This window comes from Streptomyces sp. GL_141 (assembly GCF_057834385.1).
The window spans coordinates 3366568-3392130 of sequence record NZ_CM174402.1 but is presented as its reverse complement, the minus strand read 5'-3'; the positions used below and the strand labels follow the sequence as shown (position 1 = coordinate 3392130).

Annotated in this window: 28 protein-coding genes; 13 read left to right on the top strand and 15 right to left on the bottom strand. The window is 70.5% G+C overall.

The window, feature by feature from the left end; all coding sequences use genetic code 11:
* Positions 1–34: 34 nt before the first annotated feature.
* The 6 genes from AC3IX6_RS14525 to AC3IX6_RS14500 all read right to left on the bottom strand — a co-directional run bounded on the left by AC3IX6_RS14525 (position 35) and on the right by AC3IX6_RS14500 (position 6138).
* Entirely contained in the window at positions 35–1219 is a 1185-nt protein-coding gene (locus AC3IX6_RS14525; protein WP_489370509.1) for a hypothetical protein, read from the bottom strand.
* A 73-nt stretch (positions 1220–1292) separates the two neighbouring features.
* Positions 1293–2201, bottom strand: coding sequence for a phage distal tail protein (locus tag AC3IX6_RS14520; protein WP_489370508.1), 909 nt, complete (start codon positions 2199–2201; stop codon positions 1293–1295).
* 182 nt (positions 2202–2383) lie between these two features.
* A complete protein-coding gene (locus AC3IX6_RS14515; protein WP_489370507.1) occupies positions 2384–3664 on the bottom strand; it encodes a tape-measure protein in 1281 nt (426 codons plus the stop codon).
* Complete coding sequence (locus AC3IX6_RS14510; RefSeq protein WP_489370506.1) at positions 3661–4854, bottom strand: phage tail protein; 1194 nt, start codon at positions 4852–4854, stop codon at positions 3661–3663. Before AC3IX6_RS14510 ends, AC3IX6_RS14515 begins: the two co-directional genes overlap by 4 nt.
* A gap of 34 nt (positions 4855–4888) precedes the next feature.
* Entirely contained in the window at positions 4889–5824 is a 936-nt protein-coding gene (locus AC3IX6_RS14505) for a hypothetical protein (RefSeq protein WP_489370505.1), read from the bottom strand.
* Between the two features lie 92 nt (positions 5825–5916).
* On the bottom strand, positions 5917–6138 hold the full coding sequence (locus tag AC3IX6_RS14500; protein ID WP_489370504.1) for a hypothetical protein: 222 nt from the start codon (positions 6136–6138) through the stop codon (positions 5917–5919).
* 303 nt (positions 6139–6441) lie between these two features.
* Here AC3IX6_RS14500 and AC3IX6_RS14495 point away from each other — a divergent pair, with 303 nt between their 5' ends.
* Positions 6442–7380, top strand: a complete 939-nt coding sequence (locus AC3IX6_RS14495; RefSeq protein WP_489370503.1) for a hypothetical protein — start codon at positions 6442–6444, stop codon at positions 7378–7380.
* A gap of 28 nt (positions 7381–7408) precedes the next feature.
* Here the strand turns inward: AC3IX6_RS14495 and AC3IX6_RS14490 are convergent, their stop codons facing one another.
* The 7 genes from AC3IX6_RS14490 to AC3IX6_RS14460 all read right to left on the bottom strand — a co-directional run bounded on the left by AC3IX6_RS14490 (position 7409) and on the right by AC3IX6_RS14460 (position 11035).
* Positions 7409–7684, bottom strand: coding sequence for a hypothetical protein (locus AC3IX6_RS14490; protein WP_489370502.1), 276 nt, complete (start codon positions 7682–7684; stop codon positions 7409–7411).
* Positions 7685–7872: 188 nt separating this feature from the next.
* A complete protein-coding gene (locus AC3IX6_RS14485) occupies positions 7873–8163 on the bottom strand; it encodes a hypothetical protein (protein ID WP_383948013.1) in 291 nt (96 codons plus the stop codon).
* Positions 8164–8259: 96 nt separating this feature from the next.
* Positions 8260–8862: a phage tail tube protein gene (locus AC3IX6_RS14480; protein WP_250754696.1), complete on the bottom strand. Its 603-nt coding sequence runs from the start codon at positions 8860–8862 to the stop codon at positions 8260–8262.
* 140 nt (positions 8863–9002) lie between these two features.
* Positions 9003–9410 carry a phage tail termination protein gene (locus tag AC3IX6_RS14475; protein ID WP_266955902.1) on the bottom strand — a complete coding sequence of 136 codons (408 nt, stop codon included), beginning with the start codon at positions 9408–9410 and terminating at the stop codon, positions 9003–9005.
* A gap of 391 nt (positions 9411–9801) precedes the next feature.
* Entirely contained in the window at positions 9802–9984 is a 183-nt protein-coding gene (locus tag AC3IX6_RS14470) for a MerR family transcriptional regulator (protein ID WP_489371448.1), read from the bottom strand.
* A 56-nt stretch (positions 9985–10040) separates the two neighbouring features.
* Positions 10041–10769: a hypothetical protein gene (locus AC3IX6_RS14465; protein WP_489370501.1), complete on the bottom strand. Its 729-nt coding sequence runs from the start codon at positions 10767–10769 to the stop codon at positions 10041–10043.
* On the bottom strand, positions 10766–11035 hold the full coding sequence (locus AC3IX6_RS14460; protein WP_489370500.1) for a WhiB family transcriptional regulator: 270 nt from the start codon (positions 11033–11035) through the stop codon (positions 10766–10768). The genes AC3IX6_RS14465 and AC3IX6_RS14460 overlap by 4 nt, the downstream gene beginning before the upstream one ends.
* Before the next feature lie 239 nt (positions 11036–11274).
* On the opposite strand from AC3IX6_RS14460, the gene AC3IX6_RS14455 reads away from it, so the two are divergent.
* The 5 genes from AC3IX6_RS14455 (at position 11275) to tuf (ending at position 16539) form a co-directional block, all read left to right on the top strand.
* Positions 11275–11745 (top strand): helix-turn-helix domain-containing protein, encoded by a 471-nt coding sequence (locus AC3IX6_RS14455; RefSeq protein WP_489370499.1) that lies wholly within the window; start codon positions 11275–11277, stop codon positions 11743–11745.
* A 437-nt stretch (positions 11746–12182) separates the two neighbouring features.
* The gene (rpsL, locus tag AC3IX6_RS14450; protein WP_007265893.1) at positions 12183–12554 is read left to right on the top strand and encodes a 30S ribosomal protein S12; all 372 of its coding nucleotides are present in this window, start codon (positions 12183–12185) and stop codon (positions 12552–12554) included.
* A gap of 3 nt (positions 12555–12557) precedes the next feature.
* The gene (gene rpsG, locus AC3IX6_RS14445) at positions 12558–13028 is read left to right on the top strand and encodes a 30S ribosomal protein S7 (protein ID WP_215023410.1); all 471 of its coding nucleotides are present in this window, start codon (positions 12558–12560) and stop codon (positions 13026–13028) included.
* A gap of 39 nt (positions 13029–13067) precedes the next feature.
* Complete coding sequence (gene fusA, locus AC3IX6_RS14440) at positions 13068–15197, top strand: elongation factor G (RefSeq protein ID WP_243333348.1); 2130 nt, start codon at positions 13068–13070, stop codon at positions 15195–15197.
* 148 nt (positions 15198–15345) lie between these two features.
* Positions 15346–16539 (top strand): elongation factor Tu, encoded by a 1194-nt coding sequence (tuf, locus tag AC3IX6_RS14435; RefSeq protein ID WP_327309305.1) that lies wholly within the window; start codon positions 15346–15348, stop codon positions 16537–16539.
* Positions 16540–16746: 207 nt separating this feature from the next.
* Here the strand turns inward: tuf and rfbC are convergent, their stop codons facing one another.
* Together rfbC and rfbA are read right to left on the bottom strand one after the other, a co-directional pair.
* Positions 16747–17346, bottom strand: a complete 600-nt coding sequence (gene rfbC / locus AC3IX6_RS14430) for a dTDP-4-dehydrorhamnose 3,5-epimerase (protein WP_489370498.1) — start codon at positions 17344–17346, stop codon at positions 16747–16749.
* On the bottom strand, positions 17343–18218 hold the full coding sequence (rfbA, locus tag AC3IX6_RS14425) for a glucose-1-phosphate thymidylyltransferase RfbA (protein ID WP_489370497.1): 876 nt from the start codon (positions 18216–18218) through the stop codon (positions 17343–17345). The genes rfbC and rfbA overlap by 4 nt, the downstream gene beginning before the upstream one ends.
* Before the next feature lie 104 nt (positions 18219–18322).
* On the opposite strand from rfbA, the gene rfbB reads away from it, so the two are divergent.
* From rfbB to AC3IX6_RS14390, 7 genes are all read left to right on the top strand, one after another.
* A complete protein-coding gene (rfbB, locus tag AC3IX6_RS14420; protein WP_489370496.1) occupies positions 18323–19300 on the top strand; it encodes a dTDP-glucose 4,6-dehydratase in 978 nt (325 codons plus the stop codon).
* Between the two features lie 83 nt (positions 19301–19383).
* Positions 19384–20253 carry a dTDP-4-dehydrorhamnose reductase gene (rfbD, locus tag AC3IX6_RS14415; protein WP_489371447.1) on the top strand — a complete coding sequence of 290 codons (870 nt, stop codon included), beginning with the start codon at positions 19384–19386 and terminating at the stop codon, positions 20251–20253.
* A complete protein-coding gene (locus AC3IX6_RS14410; protein WP_489370494.1) occupies positions 20250–21581 on the top strand; it encodes a lipopolysaccharide biosynthesis protein in 1332 nt (443 codons plus the stop codon). Before rfbD ends, AC3IX6_RS14410 begins: the two co-directional genes overlap by 4 nt.
* A 68-nt stretch (positions 21582–21649) precedes the next feature.
* Positions 21650–22339: a glycosyltransferase family 2 protein gene (locus AC3IX6_RS14405; RefSeq protein WP_478687864.1), complete on the top strand. Its 690-nt coding sequence runs from the start codon at positions 21650–21652 to the stop codon at positions 22337–22339.
* Positions 22336–22794: a DUF2304 domain-containing protein gene (locus AC3IX6_RS14400; protein ID WP_489370493.1), complete on the top strand. Its 459-nt coding sequence runs from the start codon at positions 22336–22338 to the stop codon at positions 22792–22794. The genes AC3IX6_RS14405 and AC3IX6_RS14400 overlap by 4 nt, the downstream gene beginning before the upstream one ends.
* A gap of 9 nt (positions 22795–22803) precedes the next feature.
* Positions 22804–23703, top strand: coding sequence for a glycosyltransferase family 2 protein (locus AC3IX6_RS14395; protein WP_489370492.1), 900 nt, complete (start codon positions 22804–22806; stop codon positions 23701–23703).
* A 40-nt stretch (positions 23704–23743) separates the two neighbouring features.
* A complete protein-coding gene (locus AC3IX6_RS14390; protein WP_489370491.1) occupies positions 23744–25558 on the top strand; it encodes a M15 family metallopeptidase domain-containing protein in 1815 nt (604 codons plus the stop codon).
* Positions 25559–25563: the final 5 nt, after the last annotated feature.

Sequence of the window (25563 nt, the reverse complement as noted above, 5' to 3'; positions counted from 1 at the left end):
CTTTCTCCTTCGGAGCGGTGCTTCGGTACCGGGCTCAGGCGAGGTGGTCGACGCGGAGGAAGATGCTGTCGAAGTAGCTCGTCACGCCCGCCATGCTCGTGCGGTGCATCACGGTCACCGTGTACGGGGCGTCGAGGGTGAGGGAGGGCAGCCGGATCATGGTCGACACCGAGGAGGCGCGGTCGCCGTGGTGCACGGCGGAGCGCTCGTCGTCCGGTTCCCAGATGACGGTGGCGCCCTGGGTCACGCGCACGCTGGTGAACCCGTAGGCGTTGTTGTTGCCGATGTTCGTGGTCCGGGCGCCGAAGGTCAGCGCGACCTGGCCCGAGGGCGATGCGTTGAAGGTGGTGCTCAGCGCGGTGATGCTCGTGCCCGCCAGGGCGGCGGTGTACGTGAGGGAGGTCGTGTTGCCGGCGTCCCAGCTCTGTACGAAGCTCGGCTGGGGGACGGCCGGCAGCCAGGCGCTGCCGCTCCACCGCTGGAGCACCCGCTGCGGGGTGTCGCGGAACTGGCCGACGTAGCTCGCCGTGGACAGGGCGCCCTTGGGGGCGATGCCGCCGATCGCCGCCGGGTACGGGACCCACGCGGTGCCGTCCCAGCGCTGCAGGGCGGTGTACCCGTCCTGGTACTGGCCCGGGTAGGCGCCCGCGCCGGTCTCGCCGTAGGCGGGCACGATGCCGCCGATCGCGACGATCGTGGTGCGCAGGTCCTTCAGGGCCCCGTTCCAGACGATGCCGCCCTTGCCCGCGCTGGCGCCGGCCGGGACGGCGATCTCGTACAGGGGCAGGGAGAGGGCCGGGGCGGACGGGGCGACCGGGGTGGCGGAGGGGGTGCCGCGGATGATCTCGACGGCGGCCTCGGACTTGCCGGAGGTGTCGTACGAGGCGTCGTAGACGCGCAGGACGATCAGGTCGACGCGGCCGAACTGGGCGTCGCCGTCGGCGACGGTGAGCGCGACGCCGCCGTCGAGGGTCACCTGGTAGTAGCCCTGGGAGTGCAGGCCCTGGATGACGGCCCGGCCGTTGCTGACGTTGACGGTCATCGCGGACGTGCCGTCCGTCCAGAACCCGGCGACCCGGTGCTCGCCGCCGTACGAGCCCGGCAGGATGCCCGAACGGGCCTGCTGCGGGTTGATCGGGGTGGTGGCGCCGATCTGGCTGACCCGGGTGTTCTCGCGGGTCTGGCCGGTCGGGGAGAGCCAGCTGGTGATGAGCGGCATGGGGAACTCCGTTCAGAGAGGAATCAGAGAGGAAGGAGGCGAGGAGAAGAAGGGCAGCGGGCGGGGGCTCCCGCTACCACTCCGCGCTGCGCCAGCGCACGGACATCAGGGCGCCGGGGGCGGCGGTGTCCGGGCGGAAGGACAGCTCGGCGCGGCCCGGTTCGAAGGTGAAGAGCTCCTCCGGGCTGCTGTCCGCGGTGGCCGTGTGGCGCCGCGAGGCGTTGCCGTTGAGCGTGACCGTGCCGGCGCCGGTGTCCACGACCAGCTCGTCGCCGGCGGCCAGGTCGATCGCGTACCGCAGCCGGCGGCGGCTGATCCGCTCCGTGACGGAGGGGGTGCCGCAGGGGCCGCGGAAGGTGATGACCGGGTGGCAGGGCGCGGAGCCGTCGTTGTCGGCGCTGGCGTCGCCCGTCCTGGAGGCGGTGCCCCACTTCAGGGGCCAGCCCAGCGGCCAGGTCAGGCCGCTCTCCGGTTCCGGAGCGAACACGAGCGCCGACTGCTCGTCGACGAGGTACCGGCGCGGGTCGGTGGCCAGCCACTGGACGGATGCCTTGGCCGCGCCCTGGGTGGCGTACGTCCGGTCGGCCGGGACGACCCGCTGGGCGACGCGGGCCCGTACGGCCAGGACCTCGCCGTGCAGCCGGACCGCGAGCCAGCGCTCCTGGTCGCCGAGGGTCAGCGCCTGGCGCAGGGCCCGGACGGTGGCCAGGGAGGCGCCCTGCTCGGGGACCATCCACAGCGTGCCGCCGACCTTGCGGGACTTGGTGTAGCGGGCGCCGGGCCAGGAGCCGTGGCCGGTGGGGCGTTCGGCGTCGGAGCTGTCGAACTCGGGCAGGTCCTCCCAGCCGCTGAGCCCCGACTTCTCGATGGTGTAGGGGGTGCCGGGGCCGAAGAGCATCCCGGCCCACTGCATCTGCCCGTCCTGGGTGATGAGCGAGCCGGGTGCGAGATCGGCGGTGTACGGGTGCGTGGTCTCGGCCATGAGGGGCCGTCACCTCATCTCGGGTGGGGGCGGAGGGGCCGTACGGGGGCGTGCGGAGGCTCCGTACGGGGCGCGCGCGGGGCGGGCTCCGTACGGGGGCGTGCGCGGGGACGGCCTCGCTACGGGGCGTGCGCGGGGACGGCCTCGCTACGGGGCGTGCGCGGGGACGGGCTCCGTACCGGTCATGCGTGGGCGCCGGCGAGGAACAGCAGGTCCTCGGCGACGGCCCGGGGGCCGGCGCCCGCCTCCTCCCGGAACTCCTCGACGCGGTACGGCGCCCGGCCCGGGGTGCGCGGGCCGGCGGGCGGGACGCGGCGGTGGTCGAGGTCCGACACGGGGTTGATGCGCGGGGCCTGGCCCATGGACGTCGGCCAGACGACGCCGCCCTCCGCGAGCATCGGGATCTTGTCGAGATCGACCCCGAACTTCTTGCCGAGGATCGAGAAGCTGAGGTCCTCGAGGCCGTCGATGATCCAGTTGGCGAAGGCGATCATGCCGTTGAAGGGGCCGGTGACCACGGTCAGTACGGCCTGGAGACCGGTGGTCACCATGCGGCCGATGCCGCCGAGCGAGCCCGACAGCGAGCCGCTCACGCGGCCGAAGGCGCTGGGGAGGCCGCTGGTCAGGAAGGTGATCACGGGCCGGATCGGGGCCATGATCGCGTTGAAGGCGCCGGAGGCGATGGAACGCAGGGCGCGGGTGGCGGAGCCGACCGAGCTGCCGACGCGGGAGAGGCCGCTCACATCGCCGCGCAGCAGGCCGAGGACGCCGGTGACGACCGCGAGGTACCCCGTGAAGTAGGTGGCGACCACCTCTCCGATGATCTTCAGCACCGGGAGGAGGAACTTCAGCTGCTCCTCGAACACCTTCCCCACGTACGTGAAGAGCTGCTCCGTGATCCGCTGTCCGGTCTCGGAGTTCAGCGCGAGCTCGATCAGCCAGGCCGCCACCGGGACCAGGATCCCGATGAGGAAGCCGATCGGGTTGGCGCGCATGGCCACGTTGGTCGCGGTCATGACGACGGCGCCGACGGTCATGGCGATGCCGAAGGCGCTCATCAGCGTGCCGACGATCCCGCTCAGATCGAGCAGGCGGCCGAGCAGCGCCGTGACGGGGCCGGAGCCCTTGCCGACCTTGAGCAGAGCGGAGCGGGGCCCGTTGGCCGCGCTTCCGGTGCGCTTGACGCCGGTGGACGCCCCGGTGGCGGACCGGCTGATGTTGGCCGCGGACCGGGCCGCCGTGCCCGCCTGGGTCTTCAGCCCGGACAGCACCTTGGCCGCCTGGTCGGCCGCCGGCCCGAGCCGGGCCGTGTCGGTCGCGGCCTTGCGGGCGGCGGAGGTGACCTGTGTGAGCGAGGAGTTGACCTGGCGTGCCGTCTGCCCGGCGCGCCGTGCGTGGCCGCCGAGGCCGCCGAGCGACTTGGTGAGGCCGCCGAGGGGGTTCAGTGCGGCGGCCCCGCTCATCCGCGCGCCTTGGCCAGGTACATCAGCGCGTCGGCGGTGCGCTGCGGGTCGCTCGACTGGTGGGCGTAGTAGTTCTCGATGTGGAGCGCGGAGCCGTTGCCGGCGCCGGTGGCCGTCATCCGGGCGCGGGCGGCCGTACGGGCCAGCAGGCGGTCGAGCTTGGACAGCGGCAGGACGGCTTCGGCCTCACCGGCCTCGGCGATGATCGCCGGGACACCGCCGCTGCGCGGCATGACGACGCCGCCGGCGGCGAGCATCGGGATCGTGGGCAGGCTGACGCCGAAGCTCTTGCCGCCGACGAAGGGGACCCAGCCGGGGACGCTGACCCGGATCCGGTTGATCCGGCCGATCATCGAGTTGATCAGGCCGATGACGGAGTTGATCGGGGATTTGACCGCGCCGACGATGGCGCCGAACGCGCCGGACGCGATGCCCTTGAGGCCGTTCCACGCGCTGGACATCCGGTCCTTGACGGCGTTGAAGGCGTTCGGGACGGCCGACTTGATCCAGTTGACCACCGGCATGATGACGGCCTTGATGCCGTTCCACACGCTGCTGATGACCGAGCGGACGGCGCTCATCACGGTGCTGATGGCCGACTTGATGCCGTTGAAGGCGGACTTCACGGCGCTGCCGATGGCCTTCAGGATCGGCATGACGGCGTTCTTGACGCTGTTCCACACCGACTTGATCAGGGTGCCGGCGCTCTTGATGATCGGGCCGATGGCCTTCATCACCGCGGAGATCACAGTGCGGATGGCGGTGAACGCCGTGCGCAGGACCGTCTGCATGGTCTTCGAGCGCATCGCCATTTCGACGATCTTCTCGATGAGCGGCATGAACAGGTCGAGCAGGCGGGCGAGGAAGTTGCCCTTCATGGACGTGTTGAGCTTGTCCTGGCCCGAGGCGGCGCGGTCGGCGCCGGTCTTGAACTTCCCCAGCTGCGTTCCGCTGCGCTGGCCGGTCTGGCCGGCCTTGGACAGGGAGCGTTCGGCCTGGTCGGCGGCGGTCTTGAGGTTCTTGAGCTGGCCGGTGGAGCCCTGGGCGGATGTCCGGAGCGTCTTGAGCTGCCCGGACGCCTTGTTTCCGGCGTCACCGACGCGCTTCACGGGGGCGGCGGCGCCGGACGCCTGCGTCTTGAGGTTGCGCAGGGAGTCCGAGGCGCGCTTGGTTGCGCTGGCGAGACTCATGGTTCACACCTCCTTGTGCGGTGGGGGGCTGTGGTCAGCCGCCGAGGGCGCCGGCGGCCCGGGTGGCGGCCGTGCCGAGTTCACCCAGTCGGGTGGCGAGGCCGCGGGTCGCGGTGTCGAGTCCGCGCGCGGCCCGGGCGGTCTGGTTCATCGGGCCCGACTTGGGGATGTCGGCCGCCGAGAAGTTCTTCAGCGCACCCTTGAGGTTCCGGATGGCCGCGGCCGCGTCCTTCACCGTCTGGGTGTTCACCCGGCCGAGGGCCAGGACGAGCTTGCCGATGGCGTCGGCGGTCTTCCTCATCGCCGCGTGATCCTTCGGGATCTTCGAGGAGTCGAAGTTCCGCAGGGCGGTCTTGAGGCTCTTGATCGCAGCGGCGGCCGCTTCGACCACGGTGTTGTCCAGCCGTCCCAAAGCGAGGCGGAGCTTGTCCACGGCGTTGGCCATGGCCGCCATCTCCCTGGAACGCGGGAGCTTGTGCGCCTCCTTGTTGAACGCCCTGACGACCGGGGTCGTCTGGGCGATCGCCCCGCGGAGCGTCGCCAGCTCGTCGGGGGTCATCCCTGCGGTGGCGCCGGGCGGGCCGCCGGTGAGGAAGACCGGGAGCTTGCTGGTCAACCAGGCGCCGAAGCGCAGCAGCATGCCGCCGGCGACGATGGTGAGGAGGATTCCGCCCGCAGCCGCGGCGAAGTACGCCCAGGTCAGGGGGTTGCCCTCGATGGCCTTCTTGACGGCGGCGGCCAGGGTGTCGAGACGGGCCTGCTGCAGCAGCTCGACGGCGAGGGGGTTCACGACCTCCTGCTTGATCTCCTTGATGTCCGCGATGATCGGGGCCAGCTGGGTGAGCAGGAAACTCTCGGTGACGAGGTTCGATGCCGGGTTGTGCATGACGTACGTCTTGAGCGGCGCGACGAGGCTGTTCTTCAGCTCGGTGATCAGCGTGTGGATTTCCGCGTTGGTGTGATCGGCCATGGGGTTTCCTCCGCTTCTGGCCTGGTGCGGCGTCTGAACGCCGAAAGCCCCCGCGCGGCGTGGTGCCGGCAGGGGCTGGGTCGTACGAAGGGCTACAGGTCCACGGGGCCGCCGGGCCGCTGCGCCGGACGCCGCAGCTCGGTGAGGGCGTCGTTCCAGCCGTCCGTGTAAGCGCGCGTCTCGCGACGGGTGATCTCGGCGTGCAGTGTGGCGAGCAGTGCCTTCTTGTCGAAGGGGGCGGGTCCGTCCAGGAGCTGGCAGAGGCGGTCGTGGAGCGTGATCTGCGGTCGTGATCCCTCGGCCTGCTGGGTCATGGACGCCTGCCTTCCGGTTGCTGGCCCTTGCGTGTGATGGCGCCGCGAGTCAGGGCAGGGGCATCACGAGATGAAACGGTTCTCGAACGAGTGTACGAACAAGAGTTTGGAACATGCGTTCGATGTTTGTCGAGCTGGTAAGGCCGTAGTCCGGATCGCGCCTGTCCGCCCAGGGCTGATTCGCATCCGATCATGACCGTTTTGGACACCCGGTACGCTGGAAGACTGGTTCCCCGGGCCCCCAGAAGTGGTGCGGGCGGGGGCATGGGGGGACCCCGGGGGCGGGAAGGCAGTTGCTTACAGATGCATAGGGACGCGATCGGCCGAGGTCGGGAGCAGGACATTGACTGGCTCGAAGTGGCCCCCGACCTGCCCCATCTGTTCGCCCGGCTCTCCGAACTCGTTCACGCGCAGGGCCACGCGCCGGACGACCTCGTGGTGATACCCCGGTCCGAGCTCGACCGCCGCGAGACGGCCGCGTTCACGGCCGGCTGGGCCGAGGCGATGGCCGAGGACCTGCCCCGGATCCGGCGCGAGTACGAGAAGCGCGTCGTCGATGCCTACGCCGCGGGCGGAGACGCGGGACGCGGCGGCCCGACCGCCCGGCGGGGTGCGAACACGGGCACCGGTGCGAGCGCCGGTACGGACGGGGCCGGGCGCCACGCAGGAGGGGCCGAGGTGATCCGCCTGCCCTTCGCCCTCCTCCTCGACCCGCCCGCGCTGGTCACCGAGGCCGAGGAGCGCATCCGCAGGTCGCGGCCGCCCGTCGGCCGGCAGTCCGGTGATCAGGAGTCCGGCGGTCAGGAGTCCGGTGATCAAGGATCCGGTGATCAGGGGGCCGGTGACCGGCAGCCCGACGCGGACCACGAGCAGGCCGCCGCCGAGGAACCCGCCGCCGAGGAACCCCGCGCGCACGAGCAGCCGGGAGCCGGCGCGCCGCCCTCCGCACAGGAGGTGCGGGAGAAGCGTGCGGTCCCGGCCGGCCGGAAGGTCGTACGCCGCCGGGGCCGGCCCATCGTGCCGCCGCTGAGGACCATTCCCGTACAGCCCCGCGCGCAGGCGCCGTCCGCCGATTCCCCGGCGGACGGGCCGGAGCGGGCGGAGGCGGACGGGCGCCGGAGCCTCGCGCAGAAGGCGCGGGCCCTGGCGCAGGAGCTGGAGACGCGGGGCGGCGTCGGCCGCCCCGAGCCCGCCGGGGACGTCCGCCGCACGGGCGGTCCGTCCCCGGAGCACCCGGAGTAGGACGCGGGGTACCGGCCGCGGGGCGCGGTCAGCCGAAGAAGCCGACGAGCCGCTCCGGGCTGAGCCCGATGCTCCCGGGCGCGGGGGCCCCGGCCTGACCGGGTTCCCCCGGTCCGCCGGGCCCGCCGGGGCCGTCCGCCGGATCCGGCGGCTCGTCCGGGCCGGCGTACGGCTTGCCGTCCGGCCGCGGCACCGGCTCCGGAGCATCGGGGGCGTCCCCGTCCTCCGCCGCGTTGACGCAGGCGAACATCCAGTTGGCGGCCGCCAGGTGGTCCACGGTGGCCGCCAGCAGGTGGTCGGTCACCGACCAGTCGGCGGCCTCGCCGAACAGCTCCCGGTTGACGGAGCTGTCCCGCGGCAGGTGCTTGAGCAGGACCTGGAGCCGGCGGGAGGAGAGTTCTCCCCGGTGCCAGTCCAGGAGGTCCTTGCCGTAGTAGCGGAGCAGGTCCGCTTCGAGGGCCTCGGCGTGTTCGTCGACGAACTCGACGAGGCTCAGCCTTCCCCCAGGCCGAGCCCCGTCTCCTTGCCGTAGGCCTCGAGGATCGCGGCGATGTCCTGCATGGTGATGTCGTGCTGCTCGAAGCGGGTGAACTGCTGGTCGCCCAGGAGGAGCCGGAGCAGACCGTCCACGTCGTTGTCGTCGAGCTTGCGCAGCCCCTTGGCCGCGGCCCGGCTGAGCTCGGTGGGAAGGGTGTACGTCTCCTCGTCCAGCTGGAAGGACCAGGTGCGGCCGAGGGCCTCCTGGCGCTGGGCGCGGGCCGCGTTGACGTCGAAGCCTGCCATGGTGATGGGTTCTCCTCTGGGTGAAGGGAAGTCGTGAGGGGGTGGGGGCGGGGAGGCCTGACGGCCGCCCCGCCCCCGTCAGGGCCTGTCGGCCGGTCAGACGAGCGAGTACGCGCTGTCCTTCATGACGAAGCTCGCCAGCGGCTTGTCGTCACCCGTGGTCAGGGCGGTGAAGGTGATGCCCAGCGTGGAAGCCGACTTGCGGGCCAGCTTGATGTCGTCGGAGGCGGTGACCTGGCCGCGCGGGATGTAGAAGCGGTAGGTCACGACCGAGCCGTCGGAGGCCTTGGTGTCGGTGAACTCCAGGCCGAGGGCGCGGGCGTCCGACTTCGGGGAGTCCGCGATGTCGTAGCGGTAGATGCCGTTGGACGGGGTCGCCTCGTCGGCCACCGCGCCGCCGCCCATGAAGAACGGCAGCGTCAGCTCGTTGAACTGGAGCATCGAGAACTTGATGCTCAGGTCCCGGTCGGAGTAGGTGAAGTGGACCGGGCTGACGGCCTGCCACGAGTCGACCGGCTCCAGCTTGTCCTTCTTGGAGAAGGTGACGCCGTCGGCGGTGGTGAAGCCGAGGTCCTTCCAGCTGGCGCCCCAGTCGATGTCCGGCTTGCCGGTGAAGGCCGTCGGCAGCGCGGTGCCGGCAGCGGCGACGAAGAGGCGACCGTTGCCGGCTACGCGGATCTCGGACGAGTTTCCTGCCATGGTGATGCTTCTCCTTATATAGGGGTCTGCCGGTCCGGACCCCGGATCTCTCCGGGTCCGGGTACGGCAAAGGCCCCGCCGGACGGCAGGGCCTTCGTATGGGGGGCCGGGGCGCGGGAGCGCGCCCGCCGGCCGGTGCGTCAGAAGACGCTGAGGGAGACCTCGATGACGCAGACGTAGCGGTTGGCGCCCCGGTAGAGGTAGTCCGGGAGCCAGCGCGGTCCGTCGTGCTCGACGACGTCGGTGAAGGTGTTCGAGCCGTACGTCTTGCCGAGCGCGGCGAGCAGGGCCCGCCGGGCGGCGTTGGCCAGCGTGTGCGCGGCGGCCTTGGTGGGCCCGTACACCTCGAACTCGATCAGCGGCATGTCCACGTGCAGGTCGCCGGTCCAGGCGCCGCCGCGCCGGTTGACCATGACGGCCCGCTGGGTGCCGTCGAATCCGGCGGGCGGGCTGACGGCGACGACGGCGGTGGACAGGGCGGGATCAGCTTGGAGGACGTCGACGACCAGGGCCTCGACGTCGGGGAAGGCACTCGGGGGAGTGGTCACGACGATTCACCTCGGGCTGATGGGTGGAAGGGGGCTGTCGGGCGGTGCCCGGACGGGGGGCGGGGGCGGACACCGCCCGACGCGGAGCGGCGGCTGCCCTCCCGGCGTTCCCGCCGGGCGCAGCTCTGCCGCTGCGCCAACTGTGACACGGTGCGTGCGCGCGCGCAACTAACTCGGGAAATCTCTGGGCGGTGCTCGCGAAGCAGGCGGCGGGCCTGCACACCTCGACGGTGGACCGGCTGGCGGCGACCAGCGGAAGGGCTGAGCGAGCGGCCGTCCGGCGGGGGAGCGGGCGCGCGCACGCGGAAACGCCGGTGCCCGGCCTCCGTGAAGGAGGCCGGGCACCGGCGCGGGCGGACAGGTCGGGCAGGGTCACACGGGTCGGGCGGGGTCAGGCGGGCCGGCGGCTGGCGGCCCGTTCGGCGGCGAACACGTCCTCCAGCCGGAACAGCTGTGCCCGCCCGGCCCGCCCCGCCGCCACGAGCCGCCCGAGCTGGACCCACTTGCGGATCGTGGCGGGGGCGACCCCCGCCTCCCGGGCGGCCAGCGGCCCCGGGACCAGCGCGGGGAGCAGGGGGACCCGGGAGGAGGGGGCGGAGGCGGAGGGTGCGGGGGCGGTGGGTGCTGGGGTCACGGGGCGGTACCTTCCATCGCGGCGTCGAGTTCGTCCGTACGGCAGCCCGCGGCGGCGGCCAGCGGGGCCCATTCGCCCTCGGGCCACAGGTGGCGGTAGGCGGGGTCGTCGCGACAGCCGCACTCCTCGTCGGTGCAGCGGCAGGCCGGGTTCACACAGAGCACCGCCCGCCGGTCGGGGAAGGCGCGCAGGGACACGGAGTCGCACCACGGGCACCGGCCGGCCACCCGGACCACCTGCTCGGTGTCCCCGAGGGCGCGGGCGCAGCGGCGGGCCATCCGGCGCAGCTCGTCCCGTACGTGCCGGGCCAGCACGGGGTGCGCCCCGATCTCCCCCAGCAGCGCGGCGATGCGGCGCAGCCGTACCGGCACGTCGGCGGCGCGCGGGCGGGGGACCCCCAGCCGGGCGCACGCCGCCTCCTCCAGTTCGACCACGCCGTCGGTGATGTCCCGGATCGTGTCGGAGACGTGCAGGCGGATGGGGGCGGCGCCGTACCCGGGCGCGGCCAGCCCGTGGCGCTGCTGGAGCAGGAGGGCTTCCCGCTTCTCCTCGCGCATCCGCGCCTCGGCCGCCGGGCGGGGCGGCGCCGGGGGCCGCCCGCCGTACGAGGCGTGCGGGGCGAGGGGGCCGGAGCGGCCGGGCGCCAGCTCCCGCGCGAGCTCCGGGAACTGGCGGATCAGTGCGGCGATCCAGAGGGCGCTGTCATCGGCGGCGCGGTCGGTCACGAGGGGCTCCCGGAGGGCTGGGGGACGGCGGAGGGGATGCCGCCCCGCCACAGCCGGCCGCCGCAGACCCCGTCGAACCGGCTCTCGGCCGGGGCGACGGCCTCCTCGCACTCGGCGTGGACCGTACAGACGGCGCAGGCGCGCAGGGCGGGCGCGGCGTCTTTGGCCCGGCGGGCGAAGACCACGGCCGGGGGGAGGGCGGCGCAGGCGGCGGCGGACTGCCACGGGACTGCGTGGGGGCGGGGCGGCGGGGAGCGGAAGGGCATGGCGACTCCATGACTGAGGAGCTGGGCGGTGACGGGTGCGGGTGCTCGGTGCTGCCGTGACCGCGGGGAAAGCGTGATCGGTGTGGCGGGTGGGGCGTGGCCGCCACTCTGACACGTTGCGCGCGAGCGCGCAATTAAGAATCCTGTGAGGGGATCCCGTATGCCCTGTGTAAGGTCTGATTCTGTGCGCGCAAGCACGCTAGGGTGAGTTCCCCATGGGGTGGACTGAGGAGCGACACATGAGTACTCGCGAATTGGACGCGTTCGCGGCCTGGGTGGAAGACCTGATGCGGCAGCGCGGCTACGACATCGACAGCCCCCGTGGCGGAGGCAAGTCCCGGATCGCCGACGAGGCGGGCGTGCACCGCGCGGCGGTGACCCGGCTGCTGCAGCGGCAGAGCATGCCCGACCTCGAAACGATGCGGCGCATGGCCCCGTTCCTCGGGGTCTCCGTGCGGGACATGCTGATCCGCTCCGGCCGGGTCAGCCCGGAGGAGCTGCCACTGGCGCCGCTCCCGCTGCCGGCCGACGGGCAGCGGCCCGCGATCGAGGACTTCGCGCGGTGGCTCGGAGTCCCGGAGGAGCGCCGCGCGGTCTTCGTCAAGGTGGTGAGCCAGTTCCTGGAGCCCGCCGAGGGCGAGGCGGCGGCCCCGGCCGGGCCCACCGCCCCCGAGCAGCCCGCCGAGGGCCGCCGCACCGCGCGGGAATGACCTCGGGAATCGCCGCGGAATGACCCCGAACAGGACCGGGAGCCGCCGCGGAACGACCCCGCGCACGACCGGAAGCCGCCGCGCCCCAGGAGGTGCGGCGGCTTCCGCTTAGCACATGCGCACCACGGCCGCACGTCGGAGGGACTGCATCCCGGCCTCGGCCTTGTGGCGACTGGCCACAGGGCCCTTCGGGCTCCCGGGGCAGGGGCTTTTGTTTTGACCGGAGTGGATGCGGTGGGTACGCTCAGACCTTGTGCCTGGGGTGTGCCTGGGCTCCTGTGCGTGTCCATCAACCGCACTGGAGCCGTACAAGCCACCGCGATTCATGCGTTTCCACGCTTGCGTGGAGGTCCGCCGGATCCGACACACCCGACCGCGTGGGTCGGCAAATGTTCCAGGTTAGCTTCACTACACGGCACACAGAAACCGGAGAAGTAGTGCCTACGATCCAGCAGCTGGTCCGTAAGGGCCGGCAGGACAAGGTCGAGAAGACAAAGACCCCCGCGCTCGAGGCTTCGCCCCAGCGTCGCGGCGTCTGCACGCGAGTGTTCACGACCACCCCGAAGAAGCCGAACTCGGCGCTGCGTAAGGTCGCGCGTGTGCGTCTGACCTCTGGCATCGAGGTCACCGCTTACATTCCGGGTGAGGGACACAACCTGCAGGAGCACTCGATCGTGCTCGTGCGTGGTGGCCGTGTGAAGGACCTGCCGGGTGTTCGTTACAAGATCATCCGCGGTGCGCTTGACACCCAGGCTGTCAAGAACCGCAAGCAGGCCCGCAGCCGCTACGGCGCCAAGAAGGAGAAGTAAAAAATGCCTCGTAAGGGCCCCGCCCCGAAGCGCCCGGTCATCATCGACCCGGTCTACGCATCTCCTCTGGTGACGTCGCTCATCAACAAGATCCTCCTGAACGGCAAGCGCTCCACCGCCGAGCGCATCGTTTACGGCGCCATGGAAGGCCTCCGCGAGAAGACCGGCAACGACCCGGTCATCACGCTGAAGCGCGCGCTGGAGAACGTCAAGCCGTCGCTCGAGGTCAAGTCCCGCCGTGTCGGTGGCGCCACCTACCAGGTGCCGATCGAGGTCAAGCCGGGCCGTCAGTCGACCCTCGCGCTGCGCTGGCTCGTGGGTTACTCCCGCGCCCGCCGCGAGAAGACGATGACCGAGCGCCTCATGAACGAGCTGCTCGACGCCTCCAACGGTCTTGGCGCTGCCGTCAAGAAGCGCGAGGACACGCACAAGATGGCCGAGTCCAACAAGGCCTTCGCGCACTACCGCTGGTAGTCCCAACCCACATCGAGACCGAGAGAAGACTGAGCCGATATGGCTACCACTTCGCTTGACCTGGCCAAGGTGCGCAACATCGGCATCATGGCTCACATCGACGCGGGCAAGACGACCACCACCGAGCGCATCCTGTTCTACACCGGTGTGTCGTACAAGATCGGTGAAGTCCACGACGGCGCTGCCACGATGGACTGGATGGAGCAGGAGCAGGAGCGCGGCATCACGATCACGTCTGCCGCGACGACCTGCCACTGGCCGCTCGAAGACGTCGACCACACCATCAACATCATCGACACCCCGGGTCACGTTGACTTCACGGTCGAGGTGGAGCGTTCGCTCCGCGTCCTCGACGGTGCCGTCACCGTGTTCGACGGTGTCGCCGGTGTGGAGCCGCAGTCCGAGACCGTTTGGCGTCAGGCGGACCGCTACGGCGTCCCGCGCATCTGCTTCGTCAACAAGCTGGACCGCACCGGCGCCGAGTTCCACCGCTGCGTCGACATGATCAAGGACCGCCTCGGTGCGGTTCCGATCGTGATGCAGCTCCCCATCGGTGCCGAGATGGACTTCCAGGGCGTTGTCGACCTGGTCACCATGAAGGCGTTCGTCTGGTCCGCCGAGGCGACCAAGGGCGAGATGTACGACATCGTCGACATCCCGGACACCCACAAGGAAGCCGCTGAAGAGTGGCACGCCAAGCTGGTCGAGACGGTCGCCGAGAACGACGACCAGATCATGGAGCTGTTCCTCGAGGGCGTCGAGCCCACCGTCGAGCAGCTGCACGCCGCTGTGCGTCGCATCATCATCGGCTCCAAGGGCGACAAGGGTGCCACCGTCACCGCGGTGTTCTGTGGCACGGCGTTCAAGAACAAGGGCGTTCAGCCCCTGCTCGACGCCGTCGTCCGCTACCTCCCGTCGCCCCTGGACATCGAGGCCATCGAAGGCCACGACGTCCGGGACGCCGAGGTCGTCGTGAAGCGCAAGCCGTCTGACGAGGAGCCCCTCGCGGCGCTCGCGTTCAAGATCATGCGCGACCCGCACCTCGGCAAGCTCACCTTCGTCCGGGTTTACTCGGGCCGCCTGGAGGCCGGCACTGCGGTGCTGAACTCCGTCAAGGGCAAGAAGGAGCGCATCGGCAAGATCTACCGCATGCACGCGAACAAGCGTGAAGAGATCGAAGCGGTGGGCGCCGGTGACATCGTCGCCGTCATGGGCCTGAAGCAGACCACCACCGGTGAGACGCTGTGTGACGACAAGAACCCGGTCATCCTGGAGTCCATGGACTTCCCGGCCCCGGTCATTCAGGTCGCCATCGAGCCCAAGTCCAAGGGTGACCAGGAGAAGCTGGGTGTCGCCATCCAGTCTCTCGCGGAGGAGGACCCCTCCTTCCACGTTCACTCGGACGAAGAGACCGGCCAGACCATCCTCGGCGGTATGGGCGAGCTGCACCTCGAGGTGCTGGTCGACCGTATGAAGCGCGAGTTCAAGGTCGAGGCCAACGTCGGCAAGCCGCAGGTCGCTTACCGCGAGACGATCCGCCAGACGGTGGAGCGTCACGACTACACCCACAAGAAGCAGACCGGTGGTACCGGTCAGTTCGCCAAGGTGCAGATCGCGATCGAGCCGATCCTCGAGGCCGACGGTCCGGCGTACGAGTTCGTGAACAAGGTCACCGGTGGCCGCATCCCGAGGGAGTACATCCCCTCGGTCGACGCGGGTGCGCAGGAAGCCATGAAGTTCGGCATCCTCGCCGGCTACGAGATGACTGGCGTCCGCGTCATCCTTCTCGACGGTGGCTACCACGAGGTCGACTCCTCCGAGCTCGCCTTCAAGATCGCCGGTTCGCAGGCCTTCAAGGAGGCCGCGCGCAAGGCTTCTCCCGTGCTCCTCGAGCCGATGATGGCCGTCGAGGTCACCACGCCGGAGGAGTCCATGGGTGACGTCATCGGTGACATCAACTCCCGCCGTGGCCAGATCCAGGCCATGGAGGAGCGTCACGGCGCTCGCCTCGTGAAGGGCCTCGTGCCCCTCTCGGAGATGTTCGGCTACGTCGGAGACCTCCGCAGCAAGACCTCGGGTCGCGCCAGCTACTCGATGCAGTTCGACTCCTACGCCGAGGTTCCCCGGAACGTCGCTGAGGAGATCATCGCGAAGGCCAAGGGCGAGTAACTCTTCCGAGTACACGCTTTAGGCTTGTCACCGGAGCCTCTGGGGCAACAGGAGTAACCCTCCGTTGCCCCGGGGGAACCGGCTATCCAGCAAAGATCACCTGGCGCCGATGAGCAAGGCGTACAGAACCACTCTCCAGGAGGACCCCGTGGCGAAGGCGAAGTTCGAGCGGACTAAGCCGCACGTCAACATCGGCACCATCGGTCACATTGACCACGGTAAGACGACCCTCACGGCCGCCATTACCAAGGTGCTGCACGACGCGTACCCGGACCTGAACGAGGCCTCGGCCTTCGACCAGATCGACAAGGCTCCCGAAGAGCGCCAGCGCGGTATCACCATCTCCATCGCGCACGTCGAGTACCAGACCGAGGCGCGTCACTACGCCCACGTCGACTGCCCGGGTCACGCGGACTACATCAAGAACATGATCACCGGTGCCGCGCAGATGGACGGCGCGATCCTCGTGGTCGCCGCCACCGACGGCCCGATGCCGCAGACCAAGGAGCACGTGCTCCTGGCCCGCCAGGTCGGCGTCCCCTCCATCGTCGTCGCCCTGAACAAGGCCGACATGGTGGACGACGAGGAGATCCTGGAGCTCGTCGAGCTCGAGGTTCGTGAGCTCCTCTCCGACTACGACTTCCCGGGCGACGACCTGCCGGTCGTCCGCGTCTCCGCGCTGAAGGCGCTCGAGGGCGACAAGGAGTGGGGCGAGAAGCTTCTCGGCCTCATGTCCGCCGTCGACGACTTCATCCCGACCCCCCCGCGTGACACCGAGCTGCCGTTCCTCATGCCCGTCGAGGACGTCTTCACGATCACCGGTCGCGGTACCGTCGTCACCGGCCGTATCGAGCGTGGCATCCTGAAGGTCAACGAGACTGTCGACATCATCGGCATCAAGGAGACCAAGACCACCACCACGGTCACCGGTATCGAGATGTTCCGCAAGCTGCTCGACGAGGGCCAGGCGGGCGAGAACGTCGGTCTGCTCCTCCGTGGCATCAAGCGCGAGGACGTCGAGCGCGGCCAGGTCATCATCAAGCCCGGTTCGGTCACCCCGCACACCGAGTTCGAGGCCCAGGCCTACATCCTGTCGAAGGACGAGGGTGGCCGTCACACCCCCTTCTTCAACAACTACCGTCCGCAGTTCTACTTCCGTACCACGGACGTCACGGGTGTTGTCACCCTGCCGGCCGGCACGGAGATGGTCATGCCGGGCGACAACACCGAGATGACGGTCGCGCTGATCCAGCCGGTCGCCATGGAGGAGGGCCTCAAGTTCGCCATCCGTGAGGGTGGTCGTACCGTGGGCGCCGGCCAGGTCATCAAGATCACGAAGTAATTCGTGTTCTGACCTGGTAGCTCGCTGACGCGGGCACCATGTTTGACAGGAGGGCCCCTGCCCCGTCGTTCACGCGACGGGGGAGGGGCCCTTCGTCGTGGGGGCCCGCGTGTCGCATGCGCGCCCGCGTGCCGCCGGCGGGCATGCGAAGAGGGCCGCACCCCGGGGGGTACGGCCCTCTTCGCGTACGTCGCTCCGTGCGCGGTGCTACTTCACCCGCAGGGACTCCGTGAACTCCATGCAGGCGGCGTAGTCCGGCAGCAGGCCGGACGCGACGGCGTCGGCCAGCGAAGGGGCCGCGTCGTCACGGGCGGACAGCAGCGGGACGTCGGCCGGCCAGTCGATGCCCAGGTCGGGGTCGAGCGGGTGGACCGAGTGCTCGCCCGTCGGGTTGTACGTCTCCGAGCAGAGGTAGGACAGGGTGGCGTCATCGGTCAGCGCGCAGAAGCCGTGACCCATGCCCTCGGGGAGGTAGACGGCGCGGCGGTCCACGTCGTCCAGCCGCACGCCCTCCCAGCGGCCGAAGGTCGGGGAGCCGACCCGGATGTCCACGATGACGTCCAGCACGGCGCCGCGCACGCAGGTGACGTACTTGGCCTGGCCGCGCGGGACGTCGGCGAAGTGGATGCCGCGGACCACACCGCGCTGGGAGACCGAGAGGTTGGCCTGCGCCAGGTTCAGCGGGTGCCCGACGACCTCGGCGAGGTGGTCGAAGCGGTACCACTCCATGAACATGCCGCGCGGGTCACCGTGCTGCTGGGGCGATATCTCGAAAACGCCCTCGATGGAGAGTTCGCGGAACTTCATCGTGCGGCCTCCTCTTCGAGCAGACCGATCAGGTAGTCGCCGTAACCGCTCTTGACCAGCGGTTCGGCCAGGGCGCGCAGCTGCGCGGAGTCGATCAGACCCGCCCGCCAGGCGGCCTCCTCGATGCAGCCGATCTTGAAGCCCTGACGCTCCTCGATCACGCGCACGAACTCCGAGGCCTGCACCATCGAGACGAAGGTGCCGGTGTCCAGCCAGGCGGTACCGCGGTCGAGGATGGTGACATTCAGCTCACCGGCCTGGAGGTACGCGTCGTTGACGGCGGTGATCTCCAGCTCGCCGCGGGCGCTGGGCTTCAGGCCGCGGGCGATCTCCACGACCTGGTTGTCGTAGAAGTACAGGCCGGGCACGGCGTACCGGGACTTGGGCTGGGCCGGCTTCTCCTCGATGGAGATGGCCTGGCCGTTCTCGTCGAACTCGACCACGCCGTACGCCGTCGGGTCCGCCACCGGGTACGCGAAGACCCGGCCGCCCTTGGAGTCGGTGTGCTCCGCCAGGCGGGTGCCGAGGCCGCTGCCGTGGAAGATGTTGTCGCCGAGGATCAGGGCGACGGAGTCGTCACCGATGAAGTCGGCGCCGAGCACGAAGGCCTGGGCGATGCCCTCGGGGCGCTCCTGGACGGCGTACTCCAGCCGGATGCCGAACTGCGACCCGTCGCCGAGCAGGCGCTCGAACTGGTCGCGGTCCTCCGGGGTGGTGATGACGAGGATCTCGCTGATCCCGGCCATGACCAGCGTCGAGAGCGGGTAGTAGATCATCGGCTTGTCGAAGACGGGCAGCAGCTGCTTCGACACTGCCCGCGTCAGCGGCCAGAGTCGGGATCCGGTGCCGCCGGCCAAGAGAATTCCACGCATAGGCACAACCCTATGCGAGACCGGTGGAGGCGCGCCGTCCGGGCCCGGGGTGGAGCGGGCGGGCGGCCGTGGAGGAGTAGGCGAGCGGCTAGACTGTTTGTATTATGCGCATCCTTGTGACCGGCGGCGCCGGCTTCATCGGTTCAGAATTCGTCCGCCAGCAGCTCGGTTCGGACCCCACGGCCCAGATCACCGTCTTCGACAAGCTGACGTATTCCGGCGTCGAAGCCAACCTCGCCCCGGTCGCCGGTCACTCCGGCTACTCGTTCGTCAAGGGTGACATCTGCGACGCCGAGGCCGTCGACCAGGTGATGCCCGGCCACGACGTCGTCGTGCACTTCGCAGCCGAGTCCCACGTGGACCGCTCGATCGCCGGCGCGGGCCCCTTCGTGATGACCAACGTGGTGGGCACCCAGGTCCTCCTGGACGCCGCCCGCAAGCACGGCGTCGGCCGCTTCGTCCACATCTCCACCGACGAGGTCTACGGCTCGATCAGCGAGGGCTCCTGGACCGAGGAGTGGCCGCTGGTGCCCAACTCCCCGTACTCCGCCTCGAAGGCCTCCTCCGACCTGCTCGCGCTGGCCTACGCCCGCACCCACGGCATGGACGTCGTGGTCACGCGCTGCTCCAACAACTACGGGCACTACCAGTTCCCGGAGAAGGTCATCCCGCTGTTCGTCTCCAACCTGATGGACGGCAAGAAGGTCCCGCTGTACGGCAACGGCGGCAACGTGCGCGACTGGCTGCACGTCTCCGACCACTGCCGCGGCATCGACCTGGCCATGCGCAAGGGCCGCGGCGGCGAGGTCTACAACATCGGCGGCGGCGTCGAGCTCACCAACAAGGAGCTCACCGGCGTCCTGCTGGAGGCCGCCGGCCTGGGCTGGGAGATGGTCGAGCGCGTCGAGGACCGCAAGGGCCACGACCTGCGCTACTCCATCGACATCAGCAAGATCGGCTCGGAGCTCGGCTACGCCCCGCAGGTCACCTTCGAGGAAGGCATCGCGTCGACCATCGCCTGGTACCGCGAGAACCGCGCCTGGTGGGAGCCCCTGAAGGCCAAGGCAGCGCTGCAGAAGTGACCGCCGCGGACGTGAGCCAGAGTCAGACCGCCACCGCAGCCGAGAGCGCCGACGCCCGCTGGCTCGTCACCGGCGCCGCCGGCATGCTCGGCCAGGACGTCCTGGCCGTCCTCAAGGACGCCGGAATCGCGGCCACGGGCCTGCGCCGCACCGACCTCGACATCACCGACCCGGCCGCCGTCCGGGCCGCCGTCGAGGGCGCCGCCGTGGTCGTGAACTGCGCCGCCTGGACCGACGTCGACGGCGCGGAAAGCGCCGAAGAGGCCGCCACCGCCGTCAACGGCACCGGCGTACGCGTCCTGGCCGAGGCATGCGCCGCGGCCGGAGCCCGCCTCCTGCACGTCTCCACCGACTACGTGCTGCCCGGCGACGCCGAGCAGCCGTACGCCGAGGACTCCGCGACCGGCCCGGTCAACGCGTACGGCCGCTCCAAGCTGGCCGGCGAGCAGGCCGTGGCCGAACTGCTGCCGCAGCACGGCTACGTGGTCCGCACCGCCTGGCTGTACGGCGAGCACGGCCCGAACTTCGTCGCCACCATGCTCAAGCTCGCCGCCCAGCGGGACACCCTCGACGTGGTCGACGACCAGCACGGCCAGCCCACGTGGTCCTACGCGCTGGCCGGCCGCCTCGTCGAGCTCGGGCAGGCCGCCCTGGCGGGCCGCGCCCCCGGCGGGGTCTACCACGGCACCGCGAGCGGCCGGACCACCTGGTTCGGGCTGGCCCGCGAGACCTACCGGCTGAGCGGCCTGGACCCCGAGCGGATCCGGCCCACCGACTCCTCCGCGTTCGTACGCCCGGCCGTCCGGCCGGCGTTCAGCGTGCTAGCGCACGACCGCTGGGCCGAGGCCGGCCTGCCCGCGCTCGCCGACTGGCGCGAGCAGCTGGCGGCGGCCCTGGCCCTGCCCGCCTTCGCGGCGCCCGAGGGCGCGGACAGGAACGTCAGCTCGGGATGAAGAACCTGCTGAGCAAGATCAGCGCGGCCCTGCCGCCGGGCACCGTCGCGGTGGCCGGCGGCACCGTCGTGCTCGGGGCGGCCTCGTACGTCCACCTCGGCGTGGCCGGGCACAGCCTGTCCACGGAAGCCATGGCGAACGTCTCGGTGCTGTGGACGATCGTGATGGCGATCGGGCTCGGCATCTTCTTCCCCATCGAGCAGGAGCTCACCCGGATCGTCGCCGCCCGCGCGGTCGACGGGCACGGAGCGGCCCCCGTCCTGCGCCGGGCCACCCTGCTCACCGCGGCGATCCTCGGCACGACCCTGCTCGTGCTCGCCGCAGCCGCCGGGCCCATCGCGGACCTGCTCTTCCACGGGGACCGGGCCCTGGTGGCGGCCCTCGGCGGTGCCTTCACCGGCATGGCCGTCTGCTACCTCACCCGCGGGGTCCTGGCGGGCCTCGGCCGGTTCGGCGCGTACGGCACCCAGCTCGCCATCGACGGCGGGCTGCGGATCGTGCTCGCCTTCGGCTGCGCCGTGGCCCTGCCCGACTCCGCGCTCGCCTTCAGCCTCGTACTGGCGCTGGCGCCCGTCATCGCCGCCCTGGTCACGCTGCCCGCGCTGCTGCGCGTCGTGGAACCCGGCGAGGAGATCGCCTGGCGCGAGCTGACCTCCGGGCTGGGCCTGCTGATCTGCTCGACCCTGCTGTCCCAGGTCGTGGTCAACGCCTCCGTGATGAGCACCAAGCTGCTCGCGCCCACGGACAGCGTGCTGATCGCGGCCCTGCTCAACGCCCTGGTCCTGGCCCGGGTCCCGCTCTTCGTCTTCGGTTCGCTCCAGGCCTCGCTGCTCAACGGGCTCAGCGCCGCCTTCCAGGCCGGCGACCGGGCCGCCTTCTCGGCGATGCTGCGCCGGATCGGCATGGTCGTCGGAGCGCTCGGCCTGCTCGGCGGCATCCCCGCCACCGTGCTCGGCCCCTGGCTGATCGGCGTCCTCTTCGGCGCCAAGCCGGCCCTGGGCTGCTTCGACTTCTTCCTGTTGTCCGCCGGAACCGTGGCGTACATGTTCGCGATGGTGCTCGGTCAGGCGCTGATGGTATTCAAGCGACACAACCTGCAGCTGCTCTGCTGGGCCATCGGTACCGCCGTCCTGGTGGGCGTCACCTTCGCCCCCGGTGACGTGGCCCTGCGTGTGATCCTGGCCTATGCTCTCGGCTCCGTCGCCACCGTCGTCGCTATGCTGACAGCGCTGAGACTGAAGTTCCCGGAAGCCGTTCCGGGAGCCGGCGACGCTCCCGGGCCTACGGACGTCGCGAGCCCGCTGGGCGCCGGCGCAGCCGGGAAGTGACCGTGCCCGCCTCCGAAGTCCCACAGATCCCCGAGCACTCGTTTGTGCCACATTCCGCTGGAGCTACCGTGTCCCAATACGACGATGTCTGGCTGGTCATACCGGCCTATAACGAGGGCCAGGTGATCGCCGATGTCGTCGAGGGAGCGCGCAAGACCTTTCCGAACATAGTCGTCGTCGACGACGGCAGCTCGGACGACTCCGCGCAGCACATCGCCTCCACCGGTGCCCACCTGGTGCAGCACCCGGTCAACCTCGGCCAGGGCGCAGCCCTGCAGACCGGTCTGAAGTACGCCCTCTCCCAGCCGGGAGCCCGCTACTTCGCCACCTTCGACGCGGACGGCCAGCACCAGACCCACGACGTCGAGAAGATGGTCGCCGTACTGCGCTCCGGCGAGGCCGACGTGGTGCTCGGCTCCCGCTTCATCGAGCAGAACGGCCAGGTGCCGTGGATCAAGCGGGTCGTGCTGCGCACGGCCGCGGCCGTCAGCCCGACCGCCCGCAAGCTCAACCTCACCGACGCGCACAACGGCCTGCGGGTGCTGGGCCGGGCGGCGGCGGAGAAGCTGCAGATCACGCACAACGGCATGGCCCACGCCTCCGAGATCGTCGGCTACCTGGCCGGCTCCGGACTGCGCGTCGTCGAGGTCCCCGTGGACATCCTCTACACCGAGTACTCGCGCGCCAAGGGTCAGTCCCTGATCAACGGCGTCAACATCCTCTTCGACATCACCCTGCGGGAGCGTGGCCGCCGATGAAGTACTTCTGGATCCAGCTGGTGCTCATCCTGGGCTCCGTGTCGCTGGCCCTCATGTTCATACGCAACTGGGACCAGGCGAAGACCCGTGCCTGGAAGCGCATCGCCTTCTCGGTGTTCGTCCTCGTCAACGTGTACGCCGTCCTGCGGCCCACCGACGTGACCTGGCTGGCCCACCAGCTCGGCGTCGGCCGCGGCACCGACCTGGTGCTGTACGTGATGGTCCTGGCCATGGGCTTCCTCACGCTCAACACCTTCCTGCGCTTCCGCTCGCTCGAGAAGAAGATCACCGACCTGGCCCGGACGGTGGCGCTCAGCGAGGGCGCGCGCCACAACGACGAGCGCCTCGGCCCGGACGCCGTCCGTCAGCCCGCCCCGGCCGAGCCCGCGGCACCCGCCGCCCCGGCCGAGCCCGCGGCGCCGGCCGCCGAGCCCGCAGACTCCGTCAAGGCCTGAGGAATCACCGTGGTGACCTTCGACTTCATGCTCCCCTACTACGGGGACGTCAAGCTGATGCAGGACGCGGTCCGCAGCATCCTGGTGCAGAGCGACCCGGACTTCCGGCTCGTCGTGATCGACGACGGCAAGGAGCCGGACGTACCCGGCTGGTTCGCGGAGCTCGGCGACGAGCGGGTCCACTACACCCGCAACGAGCAGAACCTCGGCATCAACGAGAACTTCAAGAAGTGCGTGCACCTCTCCGAGGCCGACTACGTCGTCATCATGGGCTGTGACGACGTGCTCCACCCGCACTACCTGAAGACCGTACGGGGCCTGGCCGAGGCCCAGCCGGGCATCGGCATGATCCAGCCCGGCGTCGAGGTCATCGACGGCGAGGGCCGGGTCACCGCCGGTCTCGCCGACAACGTCAAGCGCCGGCTCTACGCCCCGCAGGTCAAGGGCAACCGCACGATGGCGGGCGAGGAGCTGGCCGTCAGCGTGCTGCGCGGGAACTGGCTGTACTTCCCGTCCATCGCCTGGCGCGGTGAAGCCCTGCGCAAGGTGAACTTCCAGTCCGAGTACTCGGTGGTCCAGGACCTCGCGCTCGTGGTCGACCTGCTCGAAATCGGCGAGGCGATGGTGATCGACGCCTCGACCACCGTCTTCCAGTACCGCCGGCACGCCGTCAGCGAGTCCTCGGTCCAGGCCTTCACCGGCACCCGCTTCACCGAGCAGGCGCGCTACTTCGAGGCGGTCGCCGAGCGGATGGAGGCCCGCGGCTGGCCCAAGGCCGCCCGCGCCGCCCGCATCCACAGTGCCTCCCGCTTCCACGCGATCACGATGCTCCCCGGGGCGCTGGCCCGCGGGAACCGTGAGGGTGCCAAGAACCTGGCCCGGCACGCCTTCACCTCCGGGCAGAGCTGAGCCTGCCCAGCAGTCCAACCAGAACAGGAAGTGCACAGGGGTGCAGTCGGGAACCGAAACGATGGACGCGGCCGGAGCGAGGGACGCGTCCGCCCCTGAACGCAGCGGCGAGCCCGCCGGGACCGAGCGGCTGCTCGCCCTGCGGGACTCGGCCCTGCGCCGGCGGTGGTTCTGGCCCGCGGCCCTGGTCGCCGGGTACCTGACGCAGGTGCTGTTCCGGCTCTCCCTGGTGTGGGGCAACAGCTACCCCTCGGTCCACGCGGACGAGCCCTCGTACCTGGTCCTCGCCCGGGTGCTCGCGGGGCGGCCGACGACCGAGATGCCGGTCGGCTCGGTCATCCCCGGCGGCTACCCGCTGCTGCTCTCCCCGGCCCTGCGGATCGCGGACGACCCGGTCACCGCGTACCAGCTGGTCATGGGCATCAACACGCTGCTCAACGCGCTGGTCTTCCTCCTGGCCTACGCGGCCCTGCGCAGGCTCGACCTGCCCAGGGGGCTCTCGTTCCTGATCGCCACGGCGGCCGCGCTGATGCCGCCCGTGGTCTTCTACTCCGAGTTCGCGATGTCCGACACCGTGCTCCCGGTGGTCCTCCTCGGCTGGCTGATCACCCTGCACGGCTGGCTGAGCGAGGGCGACCCGCGCCGCCGCACCTGGTACGGAGCGGGGGCCGGACTGCTGGCCGGCTACTCCATGGCGGTGCACGACCGCGGCGGCGTGGTCGTGGCCATCACGGCGGCGGTGTTCCTGGGCGCCCTGGTCTTCAGGTGGGCGCCGCTGCGCTCCACGCTCGCCGCCTGGGGCGGCCTCGCCGTCTCCGTACTGGGCGCCAAGCTCCTCGCGGGCTGGCTGGAGGCGCAGTTCAAGGACACCCCGCCGAGCTCGGTGGGCACGCAGGTGATGGACAACCTCGTGGAGCCCGAGCTGCTGCGCCGCACGGTGACCCGGACGATCGGCCAGCTCTGGTACTTCTCGGTCTCCTCCTGGGGCTTCGGAGCGATCGCCCTCGCCCTGTGCGTGTTCGCGGTGTTCAGCTCCCGCTTCACCCGGGCCTCGCGGGTGGTCTCCTTCGCCATGGTCGCCCTGCTGTGCGGGATCGCTCTCGCGGCGGCGGCCGGACTGCCCGGGGACAAGCGGATCGACAACTGGATCTACGCCCGGTACCTGGCCGTGCTCGTGCCGGCGTTCTTCGTGGTCGGCGTCGCCGCGCTGTGGCGGGCACGGACCGGAGCCCTGCTGCGGCTGGTGCTGAGCGCGGTGGTGTTCACCGTGGTCACCGCCGAGTTCGTGATCATGGTGGTCGGCAAGGGCCTCTACGCGCGCTGGATCATCCCGTGGGCCATGCCGGACGCCCTGTTCCTGGCCTCGGAGTGGAACAAGCTGCACATGTGGCGGACCATCGCCGGAGCCCTGCTGGTGCTCGCCGCCTGCGTGATGTTCCGGCTGGCCGGCGGACGCCGGGTGATGTGGGCCGTCGCGGTGTCGCTGGCCCTGTTCGCCACGTACGCGACGACCACGGTCACCTCGAACGTGGCCGAGCCGCACCGCAAGACCCGCAAGTACCTGGCCACGGGCTTCACCCAGTCCGCGGACCTCAAGCCGGGCGAGAACCTGGTGATGGACGAGGACGTCGACTGGGGCCTGCGGATGGCCCAGGCGTACGAGGTGTACGACGGCCGGGTCTGGACGCGGAAGCTGGAGCACGGCGAGCAGCCGCCGGCCGCGGCGGACGCGGCCGTACTGCGGCTGACCTCGAAGGACGCCAAGCCGGAGGACTCCTGGCCGAACGCTCCCCGGGGCTGGTACGTGGCCAAGGTGAACACGCTGCACGAATGGGTGCTCTGGCGCCACCGCTGAGGCCC